This is a genomic window from Pseudomonas fragi (genome assembly GCF_025426255.1).
Classification (GTDB): domain Bacteria; phylum Pseudomonadota; class Gammaproteobacteria; order Pseudomonadales; family Pseudomonadaceae; genus Aquipseudomonas; species Aquipseudomonas kulmbachensis.
The window spans coordinates 2,952,082-2,969,342 of the sequence record NZ_CP104861.1 but is presented as its reverse complement, the minus strand read 5'-3'; the positions used below and the strand labels follow the sequence as shown (position 1 = coordinate 2,969,342).

Below are 17,261 nucleotides of genomic sequence, written 5' to 3'. Positions count from 1 at the left end.
GGTGATGCGAATTGCCGTGCCCGCCGAGAAGGTTCCGGCACCCGGCATGCGCACACTGTTCGAGCCCGCGGGTAACAGCCTGGCGCTGTTCAATGTCGCCGGTCAGCTCTATGCCATCGACGACAGTTGCCCGCATCAGGGCTCTTCGCTGTGCGGTGGCCGACTTGAGGGCCGGGTGATCCAGTGCTGTGCCCACGGCCTGCGCTTTGATCTGGCCAGCGGTTATCTGCTCAATTCCACCCACCTGAAAGTCGCCAACTACCCGATCGAGGTAATCGACGGCCAGGTATTTATTGTCTTTGCTGCAAAGGAACTTGCCGTATGAGTGTTATCGCCTTGGCCTGCGCCCACAGCCGTGTGCGGGAACTGGCTCCCGGTTTTATCGTTAGCCTGACGGTCGCCGCAGCGGCGAGTTTTCTTTCTGAGCACTACGGTGCGCCGGTGATGCTGTTTGCCCTGTTGCTGGGCATGGCGCTGAACTTTCTTGCGGGGGAGGGCACATGCAAGGCGGGTATCGAGTTCACCTCGCGTACCGTGTTGCGCATAGGCGTGGCACTGCTGGGGATGCGCATCACCCTGGAGCAGATTGCGGCGCTGGGCTGGAAACCCGTGGTACTGGTGGTGACGCTCGTGCTGGTGACCATCGTGGTCTCGGTGGTGGCGGCCAAGGCGATGGGTTTTCAGCGCCTGTTCGGCATGCTGACCGGTGGTGCCACGGCCATCTGCGGTGCCTCCGCGGCATTGGCGCTGGCGGCGGCCTTGCCTAACCATCCGCAGAAAGAGCGGGCCACGCTGTTTACCGTGATTGGCGTCTCGGCGTTGTCGACCATGGCGATGATCATCTATCCGATGATTGCCAACTGGCTCGAACTTTCACCGCAACAGTCCGGGGTGTTTCTGGGAGCGACCATTCATGACGTTGCCCAAGTGGTCGGTGCCGGCTACAGCATGTCCACCGAGACCGGCGACACCGCCACCGTGGTCAAGTTGATGCGGGTCGCGATGCTGCTGCCGGTGATCGTCTGCGCCGCAATGATTACTCGTATGCAGGGCGCCGATCCCACAGGCAAACGCCCGCCACTGTTGCCATGGTTTGCCGTCGGCTTTTTGATCCTGGCGTGTATCAACAGCACCGGTTGGGTGGCGCCGGTGGTGCAGGGCTTTACCAATGAACTGTCGCGCTGGTGCCTGGTGGTCGCAATCAGCGCCCTGGGCATGAAAACCCAGCTCAAGGAACTGGCGGCCGTAGGCATCAAACCTATTTTGCTGATGCTGGGGGAGACGGTATTTCTGGTGGTGCTGGTGCTGCTGTTGATGCGCTGGGGCCTGTAAACCGATGCTCCTTTTGCGCTCGCCCGTGGTCACGTGCGGGCGTTTTTTTGTTTGTGCTCAGTTGTCTTTGCGCAGCGCGATTTTATGCTCGCTACGCCAGGCAGCGGGGGGCATGTCGAACTGGGAAATAAACCAGCGGGTGAATGAACTGGGCATGGAGTAACCGAGCATGTCCGTGATCCGGCCCAGCGAGTAACCGGGGTTCTCCAGATAGCGAATGACCAGGTCGCGGCGCACGCTATTGATCAACTCGCTGAAACTGGCCCCGTCCTCTACCAGACGGCGTTGCAGTGTGCGCACGTTCATCCCTTGGCTCTGGGCAATCTGTTCGATGGTGGCGCGCCCCATGGGCAGCAGCAGGTAGATTGATTTGCGCACATCGAACGCCAGTGAACCGTTGTTTTTGCCTTGCAGCGAATCCAGGTAGCGCTGCGCATGCCGAGCCATTGCTTCATTGGCCAGCGGGTTGGCAGTGTCGAGGTTGGTGGCGGGGCAAACGATACCGTTGAACTCGCAACCGAACTCAATCTTGCAGCCGAAAATCCGCCGATGCACGCTCAGGTCGCTTGGCGCTTCATGGGTAAAGCACACATTGATCGGGCTCCAGTGCGCGCCGAGCAGGGCGGCACAAAAGCGATGCATGACAGCGATGGCCAGTTCGATGGCTTGGCGGTTGCTTGTGGCGACCTCAGTGATCAGCTCTTCACGAATGATCACGGTCTTGCCGGTCTCCTCAATGAAAATCGCCAGCGAGTCGTTGAGCAGGTGACGGTACTGCACGATCACTTGCAGGGCATCGCGCAGATTGTTTTGGTGGCTGAGCAGCAGGCTGACTTCACCGAAGTCTGACAAGTGACGCAACTCGGCCATGCGCAGGCCTAGGGTTTCACAACCGCTTTGTTGCGCCGAGTGCTCCAGCAGCGTGACAGCGGCGTTGGCCGGAATGCGCTGCTTGGGGTCGCTGAGGATCGCAGGGCTCAAGCCTGCATCAGCCAATAGCGTGTTCACGTTCAGCCGCAAATGGCGAGCCACTTCCAGGTAATTGGTCAGTGCGGCGGATCGGGCTAGAACGGTCATGGCGTGTATGTCTTCCCTTGGGTGACAAAAGAGGTCTCACCAGCGCTACTGCCGCGCATTTATAGAGCTTTGGTCGTGCAATGAAAAGTACCCAAGGGCAAACCATCGCTGTGATCCGCTCCCGCTGTCATCAAAAGAGAAGTGGTTGACGCCAAATGTGAAGCGTTGGGGGCAGTCGAAATCTACTGTGCAGTCAGCAGGGTTCGCAGCGTTGGCGAACGGTTCGATGGCATGTTCAAGGGTGAATGGATCGATGAGTGAAACCACGGTTTTGATTGTTCCGGGCTTGCGTGATCACGTGCCGCAGCATTGGCAGACGCTACTGCAGGCGCGGCTGGGCAAGGTTCGCTCGGTGCCACCGCTGGAGGAGCACAAACTCAGCCTGGCGGCTCGCGTGGACGCAATTCAGCGCGAGCTGCAGACCATCAGCGGCCCGGTAATTCTAGTGGCGCACAGTGCCGGTGTGCTGATGGTTGCGCACTGGGCGGCGGTTCATCAGCGCCCGATCAAGGGCGCCTTGCTGGCTGCACCGCCGGACCTTGAGGCCAGTTGGCCGCAAGGCTATCCGACCTCGCAAAGTCTGCGCGCCAATGGCTGGGACCCGCTCCCCAAAGGGGCTCTGCCATTCCCCTCGATTGTGGCGGCCAGCACCAATGACCACCTTGCCAGCTTGCAGGCAGTCACCAGGCTGGCCCTGGGCTGGGGCAGTGAATTGGTCAACCTGGGCGCGGTAGGTCATCTCAATCCTGCCGCCGGCTACGGCGACTGGCCACAAGCCGATGAGTTGATCCGCACGCTGGATCGCTAGCCAAACCCGCTGAAAGCCCTGCCTCAAATATGCTCGCACCATCGCCAGGACCGGGTGTGAGCCGTTGTTAAAACCAAAAAACAAAAACAAGAAAAACGGAGACAACGTAATGCATAACATCACAGGTCGCAGCCTGCTGAGCAGCGCCATGCTGCTCGCTTGCATGCCCGCAGCTCAAGGGTTTGAACTTACCGACGGCACTGAAGACTGGGCCGTACGCTTCGATAACACGCTCAAGGCCAGCTATGGGCAACGGGTTGAAAGTCAGAACTCGAAAATTGCCGACACCGCCAACCTCAATGACGGCGACAACAACTTCAGTGTCGGCAGCGCCGTCACCCAGCGCGTTGATTTGCTGACCGAGCTGGATGTTGTCTATCAGGGGAAAATGGGTTTTCGGGTCAGCGGCGCAAGCTGGTACGACCACGCGTATGACCATGTGGGCTCCAACTCCAATCCGTTTCCGGGGCAGGCGGGTAACGCCGGTAATCTGGTGGCGGCCCGACCTGCTGGCGGAGGGGCGATTCAGCCCGGTGACTCGCTCAACGGCCATACCGCTCGCAAACATGGGCTAAGCAACTACACCGCCCGTTATTACAACGGGCCGTCCGGCGAAATCCTCGATGCCTTTGTGTTTTACAGCACCGAAATCGGTGACGAGTCGATGCTCAGCGCCAAGCTCGGCAAGCACAACGTGTATTGGGGCGAAACCCTGTTCAACGCGGCCAACGGTATCAACTACGGGCAGTCGGCCCTTGACCTGGCAAAGCTGTACAACGTACCCGGCACCGAAACCAAGGAACTGTTCCTGCCGCGCAACCAGCTCTCGGTGTCTTTCACGGTCAACCCTGAGCTGACCCTGGGCGCGCAGTATTTCCTGGAATTCCAGAACTCGCGCCTGCCTGAAGGCGGAACCTATATGGGCGGCTACGACATGCTGGGCGAGGGCGCCGATGTGTTCTGGTTGCCCGTGCCGGGATTGCTGGGCGGGGCCGGTGCCTACTACGGTGCCCCCCGTGGGCATGATGTCAAACCGCGCAACTCCGGTGATTACGGGTTGATGGCTAAATGGAGCCCGGAGTGGCTGGACGGCACCTTGGGCTTCTACTACCGCAACACCTCGGACCCCATGCCCTCGGTTCTGATCAACGCGCCCAACCTGCACCTGCCGGGGCTGGCCGGTCTGGAAGGCGTCGAGTACCTGACGGCCTATGCCGATGACATCGATATCTACGGCATCAGCCTGTCGAAGGGCGTGGGGCCGGTCAGCGTGGGGCTTGACCTGAACTACCGCGAAAACATGCCGCTGGTGAGCAACTTCAGCACCATCAACTCGACGCTGGCGGCGCAGGCGGGGGCGGGGCTGGTCAACGGCGCCAACCTGATTGGCGGCGTACCGGGCAAGGGCGATACCGGGCTTGCCCGGGGCAAGACCTTGCATATTGTGCTCAATGGCCTGGTGAGTTTTGGCAAGACGCCGCTGTGGGACTCATCGTCACTGGCGGTTGAAGGTGCGATGACCCATCTGGTGAGTGTCGACAAGGGCAAGCAGACCTTCAAGGGCGACTCCAGCTACAGAGGCGTCGATAAGGTCGACACCAATGCCTACACCCTGGCGGTCAACCTGACCCCGACCTGGTTTCAGGTGTTCCCGGGCGTCGATATGTATATGCCGCTGGCCTACAACGTTGGCCTCAAGGGCAACTCGGCGGTGCAACTGGGCGGCAACGAAAATGCCGGCAGTTACTCCATCGGCGTCGCGGCGGATATCTATCAGAAGTACAAGCTGGACCTCAAGTACGTCGATGCTTTTGGCCCTTTCGATACGTGTGAAACCGGCTTCGACAACAACACCCCGGGTGCCAATGGCCTGTACCAGTGCATCCCCGGCCAGATCACTTCCCAAGCCGGACTGTCGCCGCTGTTGAAAGACCGCGGCATGGTCACGGCCTCGTTCAAGACCACCTTCTGATTGACGCTCGAATTATAAAAACAAGTGGAGAGAATTCAGATGCGATTTCTAAACAACATACTGGCAGTGTCCCTCGCTGCAGTGATCAGCGCCCAGGCCCAGGCTGGTGTATCGGCTCAGGACGCGGCAAGGCTGGGCACCAGCCTGACCGGAGTCGGCGGCGAGATGGCGGGCAATGCAGACGGTTCGATCCCGGCCTACAAGGGCGGATTGACCACCCCTCCGGCCAGTTTCAAGGCCGGTGAAAACATGCGGCCCGACCCCTTTGTCGATGAGAAGCCGGTACTGGTTATCGATGGTAAAAACGTCGACCAGTACAAGGGCATGCTGACTGCCACCACGGTGGAACTGGCCAAGCGTTACCCCACCTATCGTATCGATGTGTACCCCACCCACCGCACGGTCGCCTTGCCCAAGACGGTGCTGGACAACAGCCTGAAAAATGCCACCGATGCCAAGAGTCTCAACGGCGGCCTGGCCATCGATAACGTACTGCCCGGTGTGCCGTTTCCGATTCCGCAAAACGGCAGCGAAGCCATGTGGAACCACCTGTTGCGCTACCTGGGTACCAATTTCAATGCCAAGTACGATTCATGGAACGTAGACGCTGCGGGGGTGCCGACACTGTCCACCACGGCGCTGGCGTACATGAATTATCCGATCTACGAAAACATGTCAAAGCCGGTTGCCAGCAGCGATATTTTTTACCAGATGAAGCTGTATTACACCGGGCCTGCGCGGCGTGCGGGCGAGGCAATCATGCTCAAGGACTCCGCCGACCCGCTGGCCCAGCCGCGCAAGGCCTGGCAGTACTTGCCGGGGCAGCGCCGAGTCAAGCTGGCGCCGGACCTGGCCTATGATACGCCCAACCCCGGCACGGCCGGAGCCAATACCTACGACGATACGTTTGTGTTCAACGGGGCGCTGGACCGCTACGACTGGAAGCTGGTGGGCAAGCAGGAAATGATCGTGCCCTACAACACTTACAAACTCACGTACGCGCAGCAGGCCAAGTTGCTGATTACGCCCAACCACCTTGCCCCCGACTATGTGCGCTGGGAGAAACACCGGGTTTGGGTGGTGGAAGCCACGCTCAAGCCCGGTGCACGCCACATCTATCACAAGCGTCGCTTCTATCTGGATGAAGACAGCTGGATCGCTCTGGCCTCCGATCAGTACGATTCGAGCGGCAAACTCTACCGTGGCGCCTTCACCTTTCTCAGTCAGAGCTACGACAAGCAGACCCCTGACACGACACCTTTCATGATCTATGACCTGGTGGGCGGCAACTACAACATCAACGGCATTGTGGGTCCGTACGGCGGCATCAAGTACAGCGAGACCCTGTCTAAAGTGCAGTGGGCACCGGACGCCCTGGCAGGGGCCGGGATTCGCTAAGTGACCGACTCTGGCCCCGGGTTGTGCTCAGGCGCAGCCCGGCGTCGCTTGCCTGGAAGGTGCGGTATGGGTTCTTTGAAAAAAATCATGCGGGTGCTGCTGTGTTCGATGCTCGCGCCGTTGCCGGTCGCCGCTCTGGCGGCGGGCTATGTGGATGTGCTGGAACTGCCAGCCAAGCCCAGTGCTTTGGCCGTGCACAGCCCTTTGGTGGGTATCGCTCGCGCAGGTGAGCGATTGGTCAGCGTGGGGCAGCGCGGCCACATTGTGTATTCCGATGATGCGGGCCAGCACTGGGTGCAAGCCAGCGTGCCGCTGAGCAGTGATCTGAATGCGGTGTTTTTTCCGTCGCCCCGCCAGGGCTGGGCGGTGGGCAATGATGGGGTGGTACTGCACAGCAGCGACGCTGGCGTCACCTGGAGCAAACAGCTGGACGGTCGCCAGATCGGCGATTTGCTGGTCAGGCATTACACGGCGCTGGCAACTGCCGAACCGGCCAATGAGCAATGGCCATTGCTGGTCGCCGAAGGTCAGCGCCTGGCCGCAGAAGGCGCCGACAAGCCGTTGCTGGATCTGTGGTTCGCCAATGACCGGCTCGGTTATGTGATTGGCGTCTTCAACCTGATCCTGCGTACCGAGGACGGCGGTCAGAGCTGGACCCCGTTTCAGGACCGCACCGACAACCCCCAGGGGTTTCATCTGAATGCCATCGCCTCGACCGGCGACGGCCTGTATATCGCCGGCGAGCAGGGCCTGCTGCTCAAATGGCAGGCTGACCAGCAGCGGTTCGCGGCCTTGCAACCGCCGTATCAGGGCAGTTTTTTCGGGGTGGTCGGCAAGCCTGGTGAAGTGATCGTCTACGGCCTGCGCGGCAATGTGCTGCGCAGCACTGATGGCGGGGCGCACTGGAGCCCGCTCAACAGCGGGGTGCAGAGCAGCATCACGGCCGCGATCATCGATGCGCAAGGTCAATACGAGCTGTTTAGCCAAGCCGGGCACGTGCTGGTCAGCCAGGCGGGCGGCAGCGGCTTGCGGGCGCTGGCGCAGCAGAACCTGCCGCCGGTGGCTGGCGCTGCCCTGGCCGCCGACGGTTCGCGGGTGGTGGTGGGTAGCCGTGGTGCCCAGGCACTGGTCGGCAAGTAAGACCTCGAAAATCTAGAGCGAGAACCCAGACATGGGCAATATCAAGCAAGACAGCATGCCGGTGATCCACGATCTGCGTGATTTCGATCGCCAGTCCGGCAACCTGCTGGAACGGCTGGTGTTCAACCACCGCCCGCTGTTCATGGTGCTGATGGCACTGATTACGGTGGTGCTGGGCTATATGGCGGTGACACGTCTGGAGCTGCGGCCCAGTTTTGAAAAGATGATTCCCCAGAGCCAGCCCTATATCCAGAACTACCTGGAGAACCGCCAATCCTTGCGTGGCCTGGGCAACTCGGTACGGGTGGTGGTCGAGAACACCGGGGGGGATATTTTCGACCCCGCTTATCTGGAGGTTCTCAAACAGGTCAACGACCAACTGTTTATCACTGAAGGGGTTGATCGGGCCTGGATGAAATCGCTGTGGAGCCCCGGCGTGCGCTGGACCGAAGTCACTGAAGAGGGTTTTCAGGGTGGCCCGGTAATGCCCGGGACTTATCGGGGTTCGCCTGCCGACATCGAGCAACTACGCCAGAATATCAGCCGTGCCGGGATCGTCGGCAGCCTGGTAGCCAGTGACTTTAAATCCAGCATGTTGATCGTGCCTCTGCTGGATAAAACCTCGGCCACGGGCCAGGGCATCAACTACCAGCAGTTCTCGCGTTTGCTCGAGGAGCAGTTGCGCGACAAAATCGAATTCGCCGGTGACAGTGCCGCCCGCAAGGCCGGGGAGGAGGGCAAGGGCCAGTACAAGGTGCGGGTGATTGGGTTCGCCAAACTGATGGGCGACCTGATCGATGGCCTGATTCAGGTCATGATGTTCTTCGGCCTGGCGGTGCTCACTTCGCTGCTGATCATCTACTGCTATACCCGCTGTGTGCGCAGCACGCTACTGGTAGTGGGGTGTTCGCTGGTCGCGGTGGTCTGGCAACTGGGTATCGTTGCATGGCTGGGCTATGCGATTGACCCGTACTCGGTACTGGTGCCGTTCCTGATCTTCGCCATCGGCGTGTCCCATGCGGCGCAAAAGATGAACGGCATCATGCAGGACATCGCCCGTGGCACCCATAAGCTGATCGCCGCCCGCTATACCTTCCGCCGCCTGTTTATTGCCGGGGTCACCGCGTTGCTGGCGGATGCGGTGGGTTTTGCGGTGTTGATGCTGATCGATATCCCGGTGATCCAGGACCTGGCCGTCACCGCGAGTATCGGGGTCGCGGTGCTGATTTTTACCTCTTTGTTGTTGATGCCAGTGGCGCTGTCCTATGTAGGCGTCGGGCGCAAGGCGGCCGAACGTGCGCTGAAGCTCGAAACACGGGCAGACGGGCGCAAAGGGTTCGGCAAGCTTTGGGATCTGCTCGACCGTTTCACTACACGCAAATGGGCAACAGGCGCGGTGCTGGTGGCGCTCCTGATGGGTGTTGGCGGCTTTGTGGTCAGTCTGCAACTGCAAATTGGCGACCTCGACAGCGGCGCTCCGGAGTTGCGCGCCGATTCGCGCTACAACCGTGACAACGCCTACATCACCAGTCACTACGCACTGTCCAGCGACCTGTTCGCGGTGATGATCAAGACCGCGCCGGAAGGGTGCCTGAATTACCAGACGCTGATTCTCGCCGACCGACTGGCCTGGGAGTTACAGCAGTCGCCCGGTGTCCAGGCCACGTCGTCGCTGGTCAACGCCGTGCGCCAGATTACGGCGGGTTCCTACGAAGGCAACCCCAAGCTCAACAGCATTCAGCGTAATCAGGACGTGCTCAACTATGCCGCCCAGCAGGCCTCGGTCAATTCCCCGGAGTTGTTCAATACCGACTGTTCGCTGATGCCGGTGATTGCCTTTCTCAAGGACCACAAGGCCCAGACCCTGGACGCAGTGGTGAACATTGCCGATACCTTCGCCAGACAAAACAGCACCCCGGATCGTCAGTTCCTGCTGGCTGCCGGTACGGCGGGGATCGAGGCCGCGACCAATATTGTGGTGCGCGAAGCCAACCGCACCATGCTCCTTTACGTGTATGCGGCGGTCACGCTGTTTTGCCTGATCACCTTTCGCAGTTGGCGCGCCACGCTGGTGGCCTTGCTGCCGCTGGTGCTGACCTCGATCCTGTGCGAAGCCCTGATGGTGTTCATGGGCATCGGGGTAAAAGTCGCGACCCTGCCGGTGATTGCCCTCGGCGTGGGGATTGGCGTGGACTACGCGCTGTATTTGCTCAGCGTGCAACTGCATTACCAGCGCCAGGGTCTGTCACTGGGCGAGGCCTACCGCAAGGCGGTGTCCTTCACCGGTCGGGTAGTGGGGCTGGTGGGCATTACCCTGGCGGCTGGCGTGGTGTGCTGGGTCTGGTCGCCGATCAAGTTCCAGGCGGACATGGGCATTCTGCTGACCTTCATGTTCCTGTGGAACATGCTGGGCGCGCTGATCCTGATTCCGGCCTTGTCATATTTCCTGTTGCGCGGCCCCGCGTTTATCCCTCGTGTTGCCCCTGAGCAACCGGCCGCCAACATTCAAAAACCGAGCATGCGTCGTGCCCGCACACTGTCCGAGAAAGCCAATCATGTCTGAATATACAGCTCCCCTGCGCGACATGCGTTTCGTGCTCAATGAAGTTTTTCAGGTGTCCAGGCTTTGGGCCCAACTACCAGGCATGGCCGAGGTGGTGGATGAGCAAACCGCTGCCGCGATCCTTGAGGAAGCAGGCAAGATCAGCGCCGGGATCATCGCGCCGCTGCGCCAGACAGGCGATGAGCAAGGTTGTACCTGGAGCAGTGCGGGGGTTAAAACCCCGGAAGGTTTTGTCGCCGCTTACCAGGCATTTGCCGCCAGTGGTTGGGTGGGGCTTGGCGGTGCTCCGCAGTTCGGTGGCATGGGCATGCCCAAGGCAATTAGCGCCCAGGTCGAGGAAATGGTCAACTCGGCCAACCTGTCGTTCGGCCTGTACCCGATGTTGACTGCCGGGGCCTGCCTGTCGATTTACGCCCATGCCAGCGAAGAATTGAAGCAAAAGTACCTGCCGAACCTGTATGCCGGGGTCTGGAGCGGTTCCATGTGCCTGACCGAGGCCCACAGCGGCACCGACCTGGGGCTGATCCGCACCCGCGCCGAGCCACGGGCTGATGGCAGTTACGCGATCAGCGGCAGCAAGATGTTTATCACCGGCGGCGAGCATGATCTGAGCGAGAACATCATTCATCTGGTACTGGCACGCCTGCCGGATGCACCTGCGGGGCCCAAAGGTATCTCGCTGTTTCTGGTGCCCAAGGTGATGGTCAATGCCGATGGTTCCTTGGGCCAGCGCAACGCGCTGTCCTGCGGCTCCATCGAGCACAAGATGGGGATCAAGGCGTCCGCCACCTGTGTGATGAACTTCGACCAGGCCACCGGCTGGATCATCGATGCACCGAACAAGGGCCTGGCGGCAATGTTCACCATGATGAACTACGAGCGTCTGGGCGTAGGTATCCAGGGGCTGGCCCAGGGCGAGCGCTCTTATCAGGGCGCTGTCGAATATGCTCGGGAGCGTCTGCAAAGTCGTGCACCGTCCGGCGCGCAGTATCTGCATCAGGCCGCCGACCCGATCATCGTGCACCCGGACGTGCGCCGCATGCTGCTGACCATGAAAGCGCTGAACGAGGGTGGGCGGGCATTTTCCAGCTACGTGGCCCTGCAATTGGACACCGCCAAATACAGCGAAGACGCGACCACCCGCCAGCGCGCGCAAGACCTGGTAGCCCTGCTGACCCCTGTAGCCAAGGCGTTTCTCACCGATATGGGGTTGGAAACGACGCTGCACGGGCAGATGGTCTTCGGCGGTCATGGCTATATTCGTGAATGGGGCCAGGAGCAACTGGTGCGCGACGTGCGCATCACCCAGATCTACGAAGGCACCAATGGCATCCAGGCCCTGGACCTGGCAGGGCGCAAGACTGTGGGCAGCGGCGGGGCACTTTACCGGTTGTTCGCCGACGAGGTGCGTCAGTTCAGCGCGTCTGCTGGTGCCGAGCTGGCCGAGTTCTGCAAACCGCTGAACGCGGCCCTGGACAATCTGGACGAGCTGACCGCCTGGTTGCTGGATCGCGCCCAAAACAACCCCAATGAAGTCGGCGCAGCCTCGGTCGAGTACCTTCAGGTGTTCGGCTATACCGCCTACGCTTACATGTGGGCGCGGATGGCCGGGGCGGCGCTGGGCAAACAGCAAGAGGAGGACTTCTACGCCAGCAAGCTGGGCACTGCGCGTTTCTACTTCGCTCGCCTGTTACCGCGAATTCACTCCCTGAGCGCGTCAGTCAAGGCGGGCAGCGAAAGCCTCTACCTGCTCGATGCAGCGCAGTTCTAAAACAGTTTCAGGAACAACCACAATGCTGAACACAAAAATAATTCCACCAGCACCCGGGGCCTACACCTACCCCCTGTTAATCAAGAGCTTGCTGCTGTCGGGTGAGCGCTATGAGCCCGACAATCAAATCGTCTATGCCGACACGCTGCGCTACAGCTACAAGACTCTTAACCAGCGCATCCGCAGGCTGGCCAATGCGCTGACTGCTGCTGGGGTCAAGGCGGGAGACACGGTGGCCATGCTCGACTGGGACAGCCACCGCTACCTGGAGTGTTTTTTTGCGGTGCCGATGATTGGTGCCGTGCTGCACACGGTCAATATTCGTCTATCAGCGGATCAGGTGCTCTACACCATGAACCACGCCGAAGATGATCTGGTACTGGTGCATGATGACTTTGCGCCCTTGATCGAGCAGATTCACGCTGGGTTGACCACGGTTAAAGGTTATATCAGGCTTTCGGATAACCCCGCGAGCGGCACTCAATTACCGGTGTTGGGCGAGTACGAAAACCTGCTGGCCGAGGCTTCGGCTGACTATGACTTCCCCGACTTTGATGAAAACTCGGTGGCGACGATTTTCTACACCACGGGCACCACCGGCAGCCCCAAAGGGGTGTACTTCACCCATCGCCAGTTGGTGCTGCACACCCTGACGGCCGCCGGTTCCCTGAGCGGTTACCAGAGCATGCCACTGCTGCGCTCCGATGACGTTTATATGCCCATCACCCCGATGTTCCATGTACATGCCTGGGGCGTGCCCTATGTGGCGACCCTGATGGGCATCAAGCAGGTGTACCCCGGACGTTACGAACCCAACAGCCTGGTCAGGCTGTTTCGCGAAGAGAAGGTCACATTCTCGCATTGCGTACCGACCATCCTGCAAATGATCCTCGGCTGCGACGAAGCCAAGGATACGCGCTTCGACGGCTGGAAAATGCTCCTGGGCGGCAGTGCCCTGACCTTGGGAATTGCCAGCCAGGCCAGCGCCAAAGGGATCCAGGTTCACAGCGGCTACGGCATGTCCGAGACCTGCCCGTTGCTGTGTACCAGTTTCCTCAGTGCAGCCGAGATCCAACAGTCGCCCCAGGTGCAGCTCACTCAGCGCATCAAGACCGGCATGCCCACGCCGATGGTGGACCTGAAAATCATCGATGGCAGCGGCCATGTCGTGGCCCACGATGGCGAGTCCCTGGGCGAGATCGTGGTACGGGCGCCATGGCTGACCCAGGGCTATTTGCATGAGCCCGAAAAGGGCGCCGAACTGTGGCAAGGCGGTTGGATGCACACCGGCGACCTGGCCTCCATCGACCCCAAGGGGCGGGTTGAAATCAAGGATCGAATCAAGGACGTGATCAAGACAGGAGGCGAGTGGATCAGCTCTCTGGACCTGGAAAACCTGATCAGCGAACACCCCTCGGTGATCTCTGTCGCCGTGGTGGGGATTGCTGACGAACAATGGGGGGAGCGGCCAATGGCGCTGGTCGTGTGTGTGCCAGGGCACACGGTCGATCAGCCGATGCTCGAAGCCCACCTGCTACAGTTTGTGGCCGGTGGCCGGATCAACAAATGGGCCATCCCCAAGCAGTTCGACTTTGTGGCCGAAATCCCGAAAACCAGTGTTGGCAAGATCAACAAGAAGTTGATTCGGGAAAATCAGCGACTGTAGCAAAACAGGGCTAACTCAAATCACCTCAGCACTGCCCTGGCGACGAGCCCAGAACGGTTGATCGCTGTACCGGGTTTCGACGTTGTAATAGCTGCGCTTGAGGGTTTGATATTCCTCCACATGCCGCTGGATATCGTCAGCGTAAGCAGCCTGTTGCAGGGCGTGATCCTGAGCCCGGTCAATGCAACTGGCGGCAAGTCTCGCGGCATGTATTCCAGTGCTCAAGGCGTAGCCGATACCCATGGATGACAAGGGATCGAACGCCGCTGCGGCATCACCCGCTGCAACCCAGCCATTGCCACAACTGGGTTGTAGTTGCTGTGAATGGGCAGGCCATACGTGCAACTCACCCGTCAGGGTCCGTTCTCCCAAGCGCAGGCGTGTATTGGGGGCCTGTGCGAGTGCGCTTTTCCAGAGCATGGACCGGTCGCAATGGGAGGCTTGCAAGACGTCGGCGTCGGTCATCAGCACGGCAATTGTCCTGCCATCCGGGATCGGTGCGCTGTACCACCAACCCAGCGAAATGGCTTCGACCAATGAGCTGGATTCGACCGGCGTATCGCTGGCGGCAAAGTAGGCTGACACGCCCACCAGACGATCATGTTGTACCGTCTTTGCGCCAAGCGCTCGCCCGAGCCAGGCACTGCGCCCACTGGCGTCGATCAGGTAGCGGCACCAAATTGGTTGATCAGGCTCATTGTCCAGTTTGACTGTCCAGCCTGACGCTTGCCTGTGGACCTGCCTTACTCGTGCCCCCAGCACCAGATGTGCGCCGAAACTGCGGGCTGCATTGGCCAGGCCAGCATCGAAACGTGCGCGATCCAGATGCCAGCCGTGCCCGCGACCGGTAAACAGGAAGTCGCGGGTGCTGACCTGTGCATCTCCCCAGGCAGCCGTGAAGGCATGGGATGGGGCAAAATTACCCTGGCGAAAATGCTCGCCAACCCCCAGATAGTCCAGCAAAGGCAGGACGGCAGGGGACAAAGTCTCACCAACCTTGTCCTGTCCATAGCCGGTTTGTTCCACCAGCATCACCGAGAGACCGGTATGACGAAGCAGGGTGAGGGCCGCCGCACAACCGGCGGGACCTCCTCCTGCAATCACCACATCAACGATCTTCGGCTCGTTAGCGGCCAACATGACCTCGAGTCGACATGGCCCCGAAGACCTGGATTTTCTTATGCTGCGGGTCGGGCGCCAGATACCAGGTGTTAAAGAAGTTGACGTCAGCACCGCTTACCACGTTGGCCGCACTGGCCACCGCCACACTGGCGCTGATGAAACGCTCGTTATTGCGCTCGGTCTCCACGAAGTTGGGGAACAGATCGCGATAAGGCCCTGTTACTTCGTTGGTGATAAACCCCAGGTAATGCCAGGCCTGGATCATCTCCGCGAAGCTATTGATGCCCCGGTTGTAGATCGATTGCATGCCCGCGGGTATTCCGGCCTGCTCCTGAGCCTGTGCCGATAGATTGCCGGGGATAATGTTCCAGGGGCTTTGTGGCGGCCACCAGTAGGCGTAGTACGCAGGAGGTTTAGGAATGCCGTCTGCCTTGTTGGTTTGCGGGTCAGTGAAGTTGATGTTCTGCACGGTGCACTGATAAAAGTCCGACTGCCATGGTGTGGCCATGCGCTTGGTCAAGTCTCCGGGTTCGCAACCCTGGAAGGTGGTCGAGGGGTCGGTCTCGTTTTCACAAGGCTGCAGGCCGTGTTGGCGGTAGTAGTCTTCATCGTGCCTGTGTTTGATCCGATAAGGGGCTTCATAAAGCTCCTTGCTGTAAAGACTCCATGTGACCTCAATGCCCGGACAGAACGGCCCGCCAACGCAGTTGCCGATGCTTGCGCGGTCCAATTCGACCACCTGCGACACGGGCTCGCACTCAAGGTTGTCAAACTTGCCGTCTGCCCATTGGCTTAGCAGGAAGTATTGGGTCCGGGTCAAGGTCAGGAACTTGTCCAGTACCTCATTGCTGACAGAGTTGGAACCCGAATTGAGCGGCATCAACGGAGCGTTGCTGCCCTTGTCGAATAACTCGGCGGTTTGGCCACCGGTAAAACCGTTTTCGCCGGGCCTGCGGAATAAGCTGAAATAAGCCTGACGGTACTGCAGGGCCTTTTCACTGGGGTCAGTCGCATCGAAAGGCGCAGGCGAAAAACTGTTGAGTGCCGGGATCGCTGCCACCCAACGGTAACCCGCCGGACGCTTGATAATCGGCTCAATATCGCGCTGGTAGTTGGCGATGTAATTGGTGTTGTACTGTTGTTGGCTGTAAAGCTCAGGGTTAAGGTTCAGCTCACGGACACCTACATCGAACGCCACATCATCGAGAGTGACAATGTTCTGCAGTTCGGGTGCGAACTTGGGTGAGGCCACAACACACCAGGCCTTGAGGATTTGCGGCTCGCTACTGTCCTTGAACGTCAGCTTGCAGGTAACCGGTCCATCAGAGATATCGTCATGCCAACTGTCGGCCCCGGCAAAGCTGGTGATGGGCAAATTGCCTCCGGCATGGCCGAATCCGCCCAGTACCAGCAACCGACCCTGACTGTCGGTAAGGATCGCACCTAACGTATTGATGGCAAGGCCCTGGTCTGGCTTGTCGTTAGGGGCGTACGACGGAAACGAACCGTGGGTGTAGTCCGGGGGGATGTTGGTGCGGGCGAATTGCAGTTGAGGCTGGAGCGAGCCGGATACAGAGCGTGGGCCTGGATCAATAAGCAACTGGCTTTGTCGATCGTTGGTAGCAACGTTGCTGTTGCGCAAGGGCACTTTCCAGGCCTCATAGCTGTTGTCAGCCCCCAACAGCAGGTTGCCCTGTAATTCACTGAAGGTATACCAAGCGGCTTTTTTGTTGGCCAGGTGAACCGTCCACTCCATACCGGCAATAGCGGGGTCGGCCAGTGTTACCTCATGGCTTGTTCCGTCATCATCCACTGCAAACAGGCAAAAGCGCGCGGCCTGACGCTTGATACAGGCCTGCCCGTCCTTGTACTGACTGACATACACGGGTTGCCCGTTATCCAGAACTTGGTCTCCCTGTGGGCTGCAAACCAATGGTCTGCCGCCCAATTGCTCCGGGGCCAGATAAAAGTCGGTCAGACTGTTGCCCACACGCGCAATACCGATGCTGGGACCGATTACATACTTCATTACCGCTCTCCTTGTCTTGCTTTCCATAGTCCCGCAGCCCATGCAGAGGCGTAGGGGGTTGCTTGCAGGTCACCGCAAGACGACAGGAGCCAATACAGCGTTACCAGACAGATTTGGCCGGAACGTCAGTGCGTAAAGTATGAGGTCACAACGACAGCCCAGGCAGGCGGTCTGTTGGAAAACGAAAGGGGGGGAAAGAGCGACGTCATGGGCAGGTCTGTCCAGTACGCCGAAAACAGTCGGATATGAGTGTTCATCCTTGTAACTGTCCAGATTCCTTGGTCTCTGAACTCTAGCCTCTGCTAAACAGATGTCAAATTGATATCGAGCAATATCGATGGGCGATGCCTGGGGATGTCATATTCGGGGGCGCCGAACCCTGT

General features: G+C 59.6%; 12 protein-coding genes. 9 read left to right on the top strand and 3 right to left on the bottom strand.

Annotated features, from left to right (window positions below; all coding sequences use genetic code 11):
- Nucleotides 1–4 precede the first annotated feature (4 nt).
- Both N7D90_RS13520 and N7D90_RS13515 read left to right on the top strand, forming a co-directional pair.
- A complete protein-coding gene (locus N7D90_RS13520) occupies nucleotides 5–325 on the top strand; it encodes a Rieske (2Fe-2S) protein (protein ID WP_261742446.1) in 321 nt (106 codons plus the stop codon).
- On the top strand, nucleotides 322–1,332 hold the full coding sequence (locus tag N7D90_RS13515; RefSeq protein WP_261738492.1) for a YeiH family protein: 1,011 nt from the start codon (nucleotides 322–324) through the stop codon (nucleotides 1,330–1,332). Before N7D90_RS13520 ends, N7D90_RS13515 begins: the two co-directional genes overlap by 4 nt.
- Nucleotides 1,333–1,389: 57 nt before the next feature.
- Here N7D90_RS13515 and N7D90_RS13510 read toward each other — a convergent pair whose 3' ends face one another.
- Complete coding sequence (locus N7D90_RS13510; protein WP_261738491.1) at nucleotides 1,390–2,409, bottom strand: AraC family transcriptional regulator; 1,020 nt, start codon at nucleotides 2,407–2,409, stop codon at nucleotides 1,390–1,392.
- Nucleotides 2,410–2,662: 253 nt separating this feature from the next.
- On the opposite strand from N7D90_RS13510, the gene N7D90_RS13505 reads away from it, so the two are divergent.
- From N7D90_RS13505 to N7D90_RS13475, 7 genes are all read left to right on the top strand, one after another.
- Entirely contained in the window at nucleotides 2,663–3,217 is a 555-nt protein-coding gene (locus N7D90_RS13505; RefSeq protein ID WP_261738490.1) for an RBBP9/YdeN family alpha/beta hydrolase, read from the top strand.
- 109 nt (nucleotides 3,218–3,326) lie between these two features.
- Nucleotides 3,327–5,189, top strand: coding sequence for a DUF1302 domain-containing protein (locus tag N7D90_RS13500; RefSeq protein WP_261738489.1), 1,863 nt, complete (start codon nucleotides 3,327–3,329; stop codon nucleotides 5,187–5,189).
- 39 nt (nucleotides 5,190–5,228) lie between these two features.
- Complete coding sequence (locus N7D90_RS13495; RefSeq protein WP_261738488.1) at nucleotides 5,229–6,587, top strand: DUF1329 domain-containing protein; 1,359 nt, start codon at nucleotides 5,229–5,231, stop codon at nucleotides 6,585–6,587.
- 66 nt (nucleotides 6,588–6,653) lie between these two features.
- Nucleotides 6,654–7,727, top strand: a complete 1,074-nt coding sequence (locus N7D90_RS13490; RefSeq protein WP_261738487.1) for a WD40/YVTN/BNR-like repeat-containing protein — start codon at nucleotides 6,654–6,656, stop codon at nucleotides 7,725–7,727.
- A gap of 31 nt (nucleotides 7,728–7,758) precedes the next feature.
- On the top strand, nucleotides 7,759–10,290 hold the full coding sequence (locus tag N7D90_RS13485) for an efflux RND transporter permease subunit (protein WP_261738486.1): 2,532 nt from the start codon (nucleotides 7,759–7,761) through the stop codon (nucleotides 10,288–10,290).
- On the top strand, nucleotides 10,283–12,061 hold the full coding sequence (locus N7D90_RS13480; protein ID WP_261738485.1) for an acyl-CoA dehydrogenase C-terminal domain-containing protein: 1,779 nt from the start codon (nucleotides 10,283–10,285) through the stop codon (nucleotides 12,059–12,061). Before N7D90_RS13485 ends, N7D90_RS13480 begins: the two co-directional genes overlap by 8 nt.
- A gap of 22 nt (nucleotides 12,062–12,083) precedes the next feature.
- Complete coding sequence (locus tag N7D90_RS13475; protein WP_261738484.1) at nucleotides 12,084–13,727, top strand: fatty acid--CoA ligase; 1,644 nt, start codon at nucleotides 12,084–12,086, stop codon at nucleotides 13,725–13,727.
- A 15-nt stretch (nucleotides 13,728–13,742) separates the two neighbouring features.
- Here N7D90_RS13475 and N7D90_RS13470 read toward each other — a convergent pair whose 3' ends face one another.
- Both N7D90_RS13470 and lodA read right to left on the bottom strand, forming a co-directional pair.
- Complete coding sequence (locus N7D90_RS13470) at nucleotides 13,743–14,867, bottom strand: tryptophan 7-halogenase (protein WP_261738483.1); 1,125 nt, start codon at nucleotides 14,865–14,867, stop codon at nucleotides 13,743–13,745.
- On the bottom strand, nucleotides 14,854–16,878 hold the full coding sequence (gene lodA, locus N7D90_RS13465; protein ID WP_261738482.1) for a CTQ-dependent lysine 6-oxidase LodA: 2,025 nt from the start codon (nucleotides 16,876–16,878) through the stop codon (nucleotides 14,854–14,856). Before lodA ends, N7D90_RS13470 begins: the two co-directional genes overlap by 14 nt.
- Nucleotides 16,879–17,261: the final 383 nt, after the last annotated feature.

What these genes read in the sequence shown, in the direction of transcription:
- N7D90_RS13520 (WP_261742446.1), top strand. Translation starts at nt 5, where the DNA reads ATGCGAATTGCCGTGCCCGCCGAGAAGGTTCCGGCACCCGGCATGCGC.
- N7D90_RS13515 (WP_261738492.1), top strand. Translation starts at nt 322, where the DNA reads ATGAGTGTTATCGCCTTGGCCTGCGCCCACAGCCGTGTGCGGGAACTG.
- N7D90_RS13510 (WP_261738491.1), bottom strand. Translation starts at nt 2,409, where the DNA reads ATGACCGTTCTAGCCCGATCCGCCGCACTGACCAATTACCTGGAAGTG.
- N7D90_RS13505 (WP_261738490.1), top strand. Translation starts at nt 2,663, where the DNA reads ATGAGTGAAACCACGGTTTTGATTGTTCCGGGCTTGCGTGATCACGTG.
- N7D90_RS13500 (WP_261738489.1), top strand. Translation starts at nt 3,327, where the DNA reads ATGCATAACATCACAGGTCGCAGCCTGCTGAGCAGCGCCATGCTGCTC.
- N7D90_RS13495 (WP_261738488.1), top strand. Translation starts at nt 5,229, where the DNA reads ATGCGATTTCTAAACAACATACTGGCAGTGTCCCTCGCTGCAGTGATC.
- N7D90_RS13490 (WP_261738487.1), top strand. Translation starts at nt 6,654, where the DNA reads ATGGGTTCTTTGAAAAAAATCATGCGGGTGCTGCTGTGTTCGATGCTC.
- N7D90_RS13485 (WP_261738486.1), top strand. Translation starts at nt 7,759, where the DNA reads ATGGGCAATATCAAGCAAGACAGCATGCCGGTGATCCACGATCTGCGT.
- N7D90_RS13480 (WP_261738485.1), top strand. Translation starts at nt 10,283, where the DNA reads ATGTCTGAATATACAGCTCCCCTGCGCGACATGCGTTTCGTGCTCAAT.
- N7D90_RS13475 (WP_261738484.1), top strand. Translation starts at nt 12,084, where the DNA reads ATGCTGAACACAAAAATAATTCCACCAGCACCCGGGGCCTACACCTAC.
- N7D90_RS13470 (WP_261738483.1), bottom strand. Translation starts at nt 14,867, where the DNA reads ATGTTGGCCGCTAACGAGCCGAAGATCGTTGATGTGGTGATTGCAGGA.
- lodA (WP_261738482.1), bottom strand. Translation starts at nt 16,878, where the DNA reads ATGAAGTATGTAATCGGTCCCAGCATCGGTATTGCGCGTGTGGGCAAC.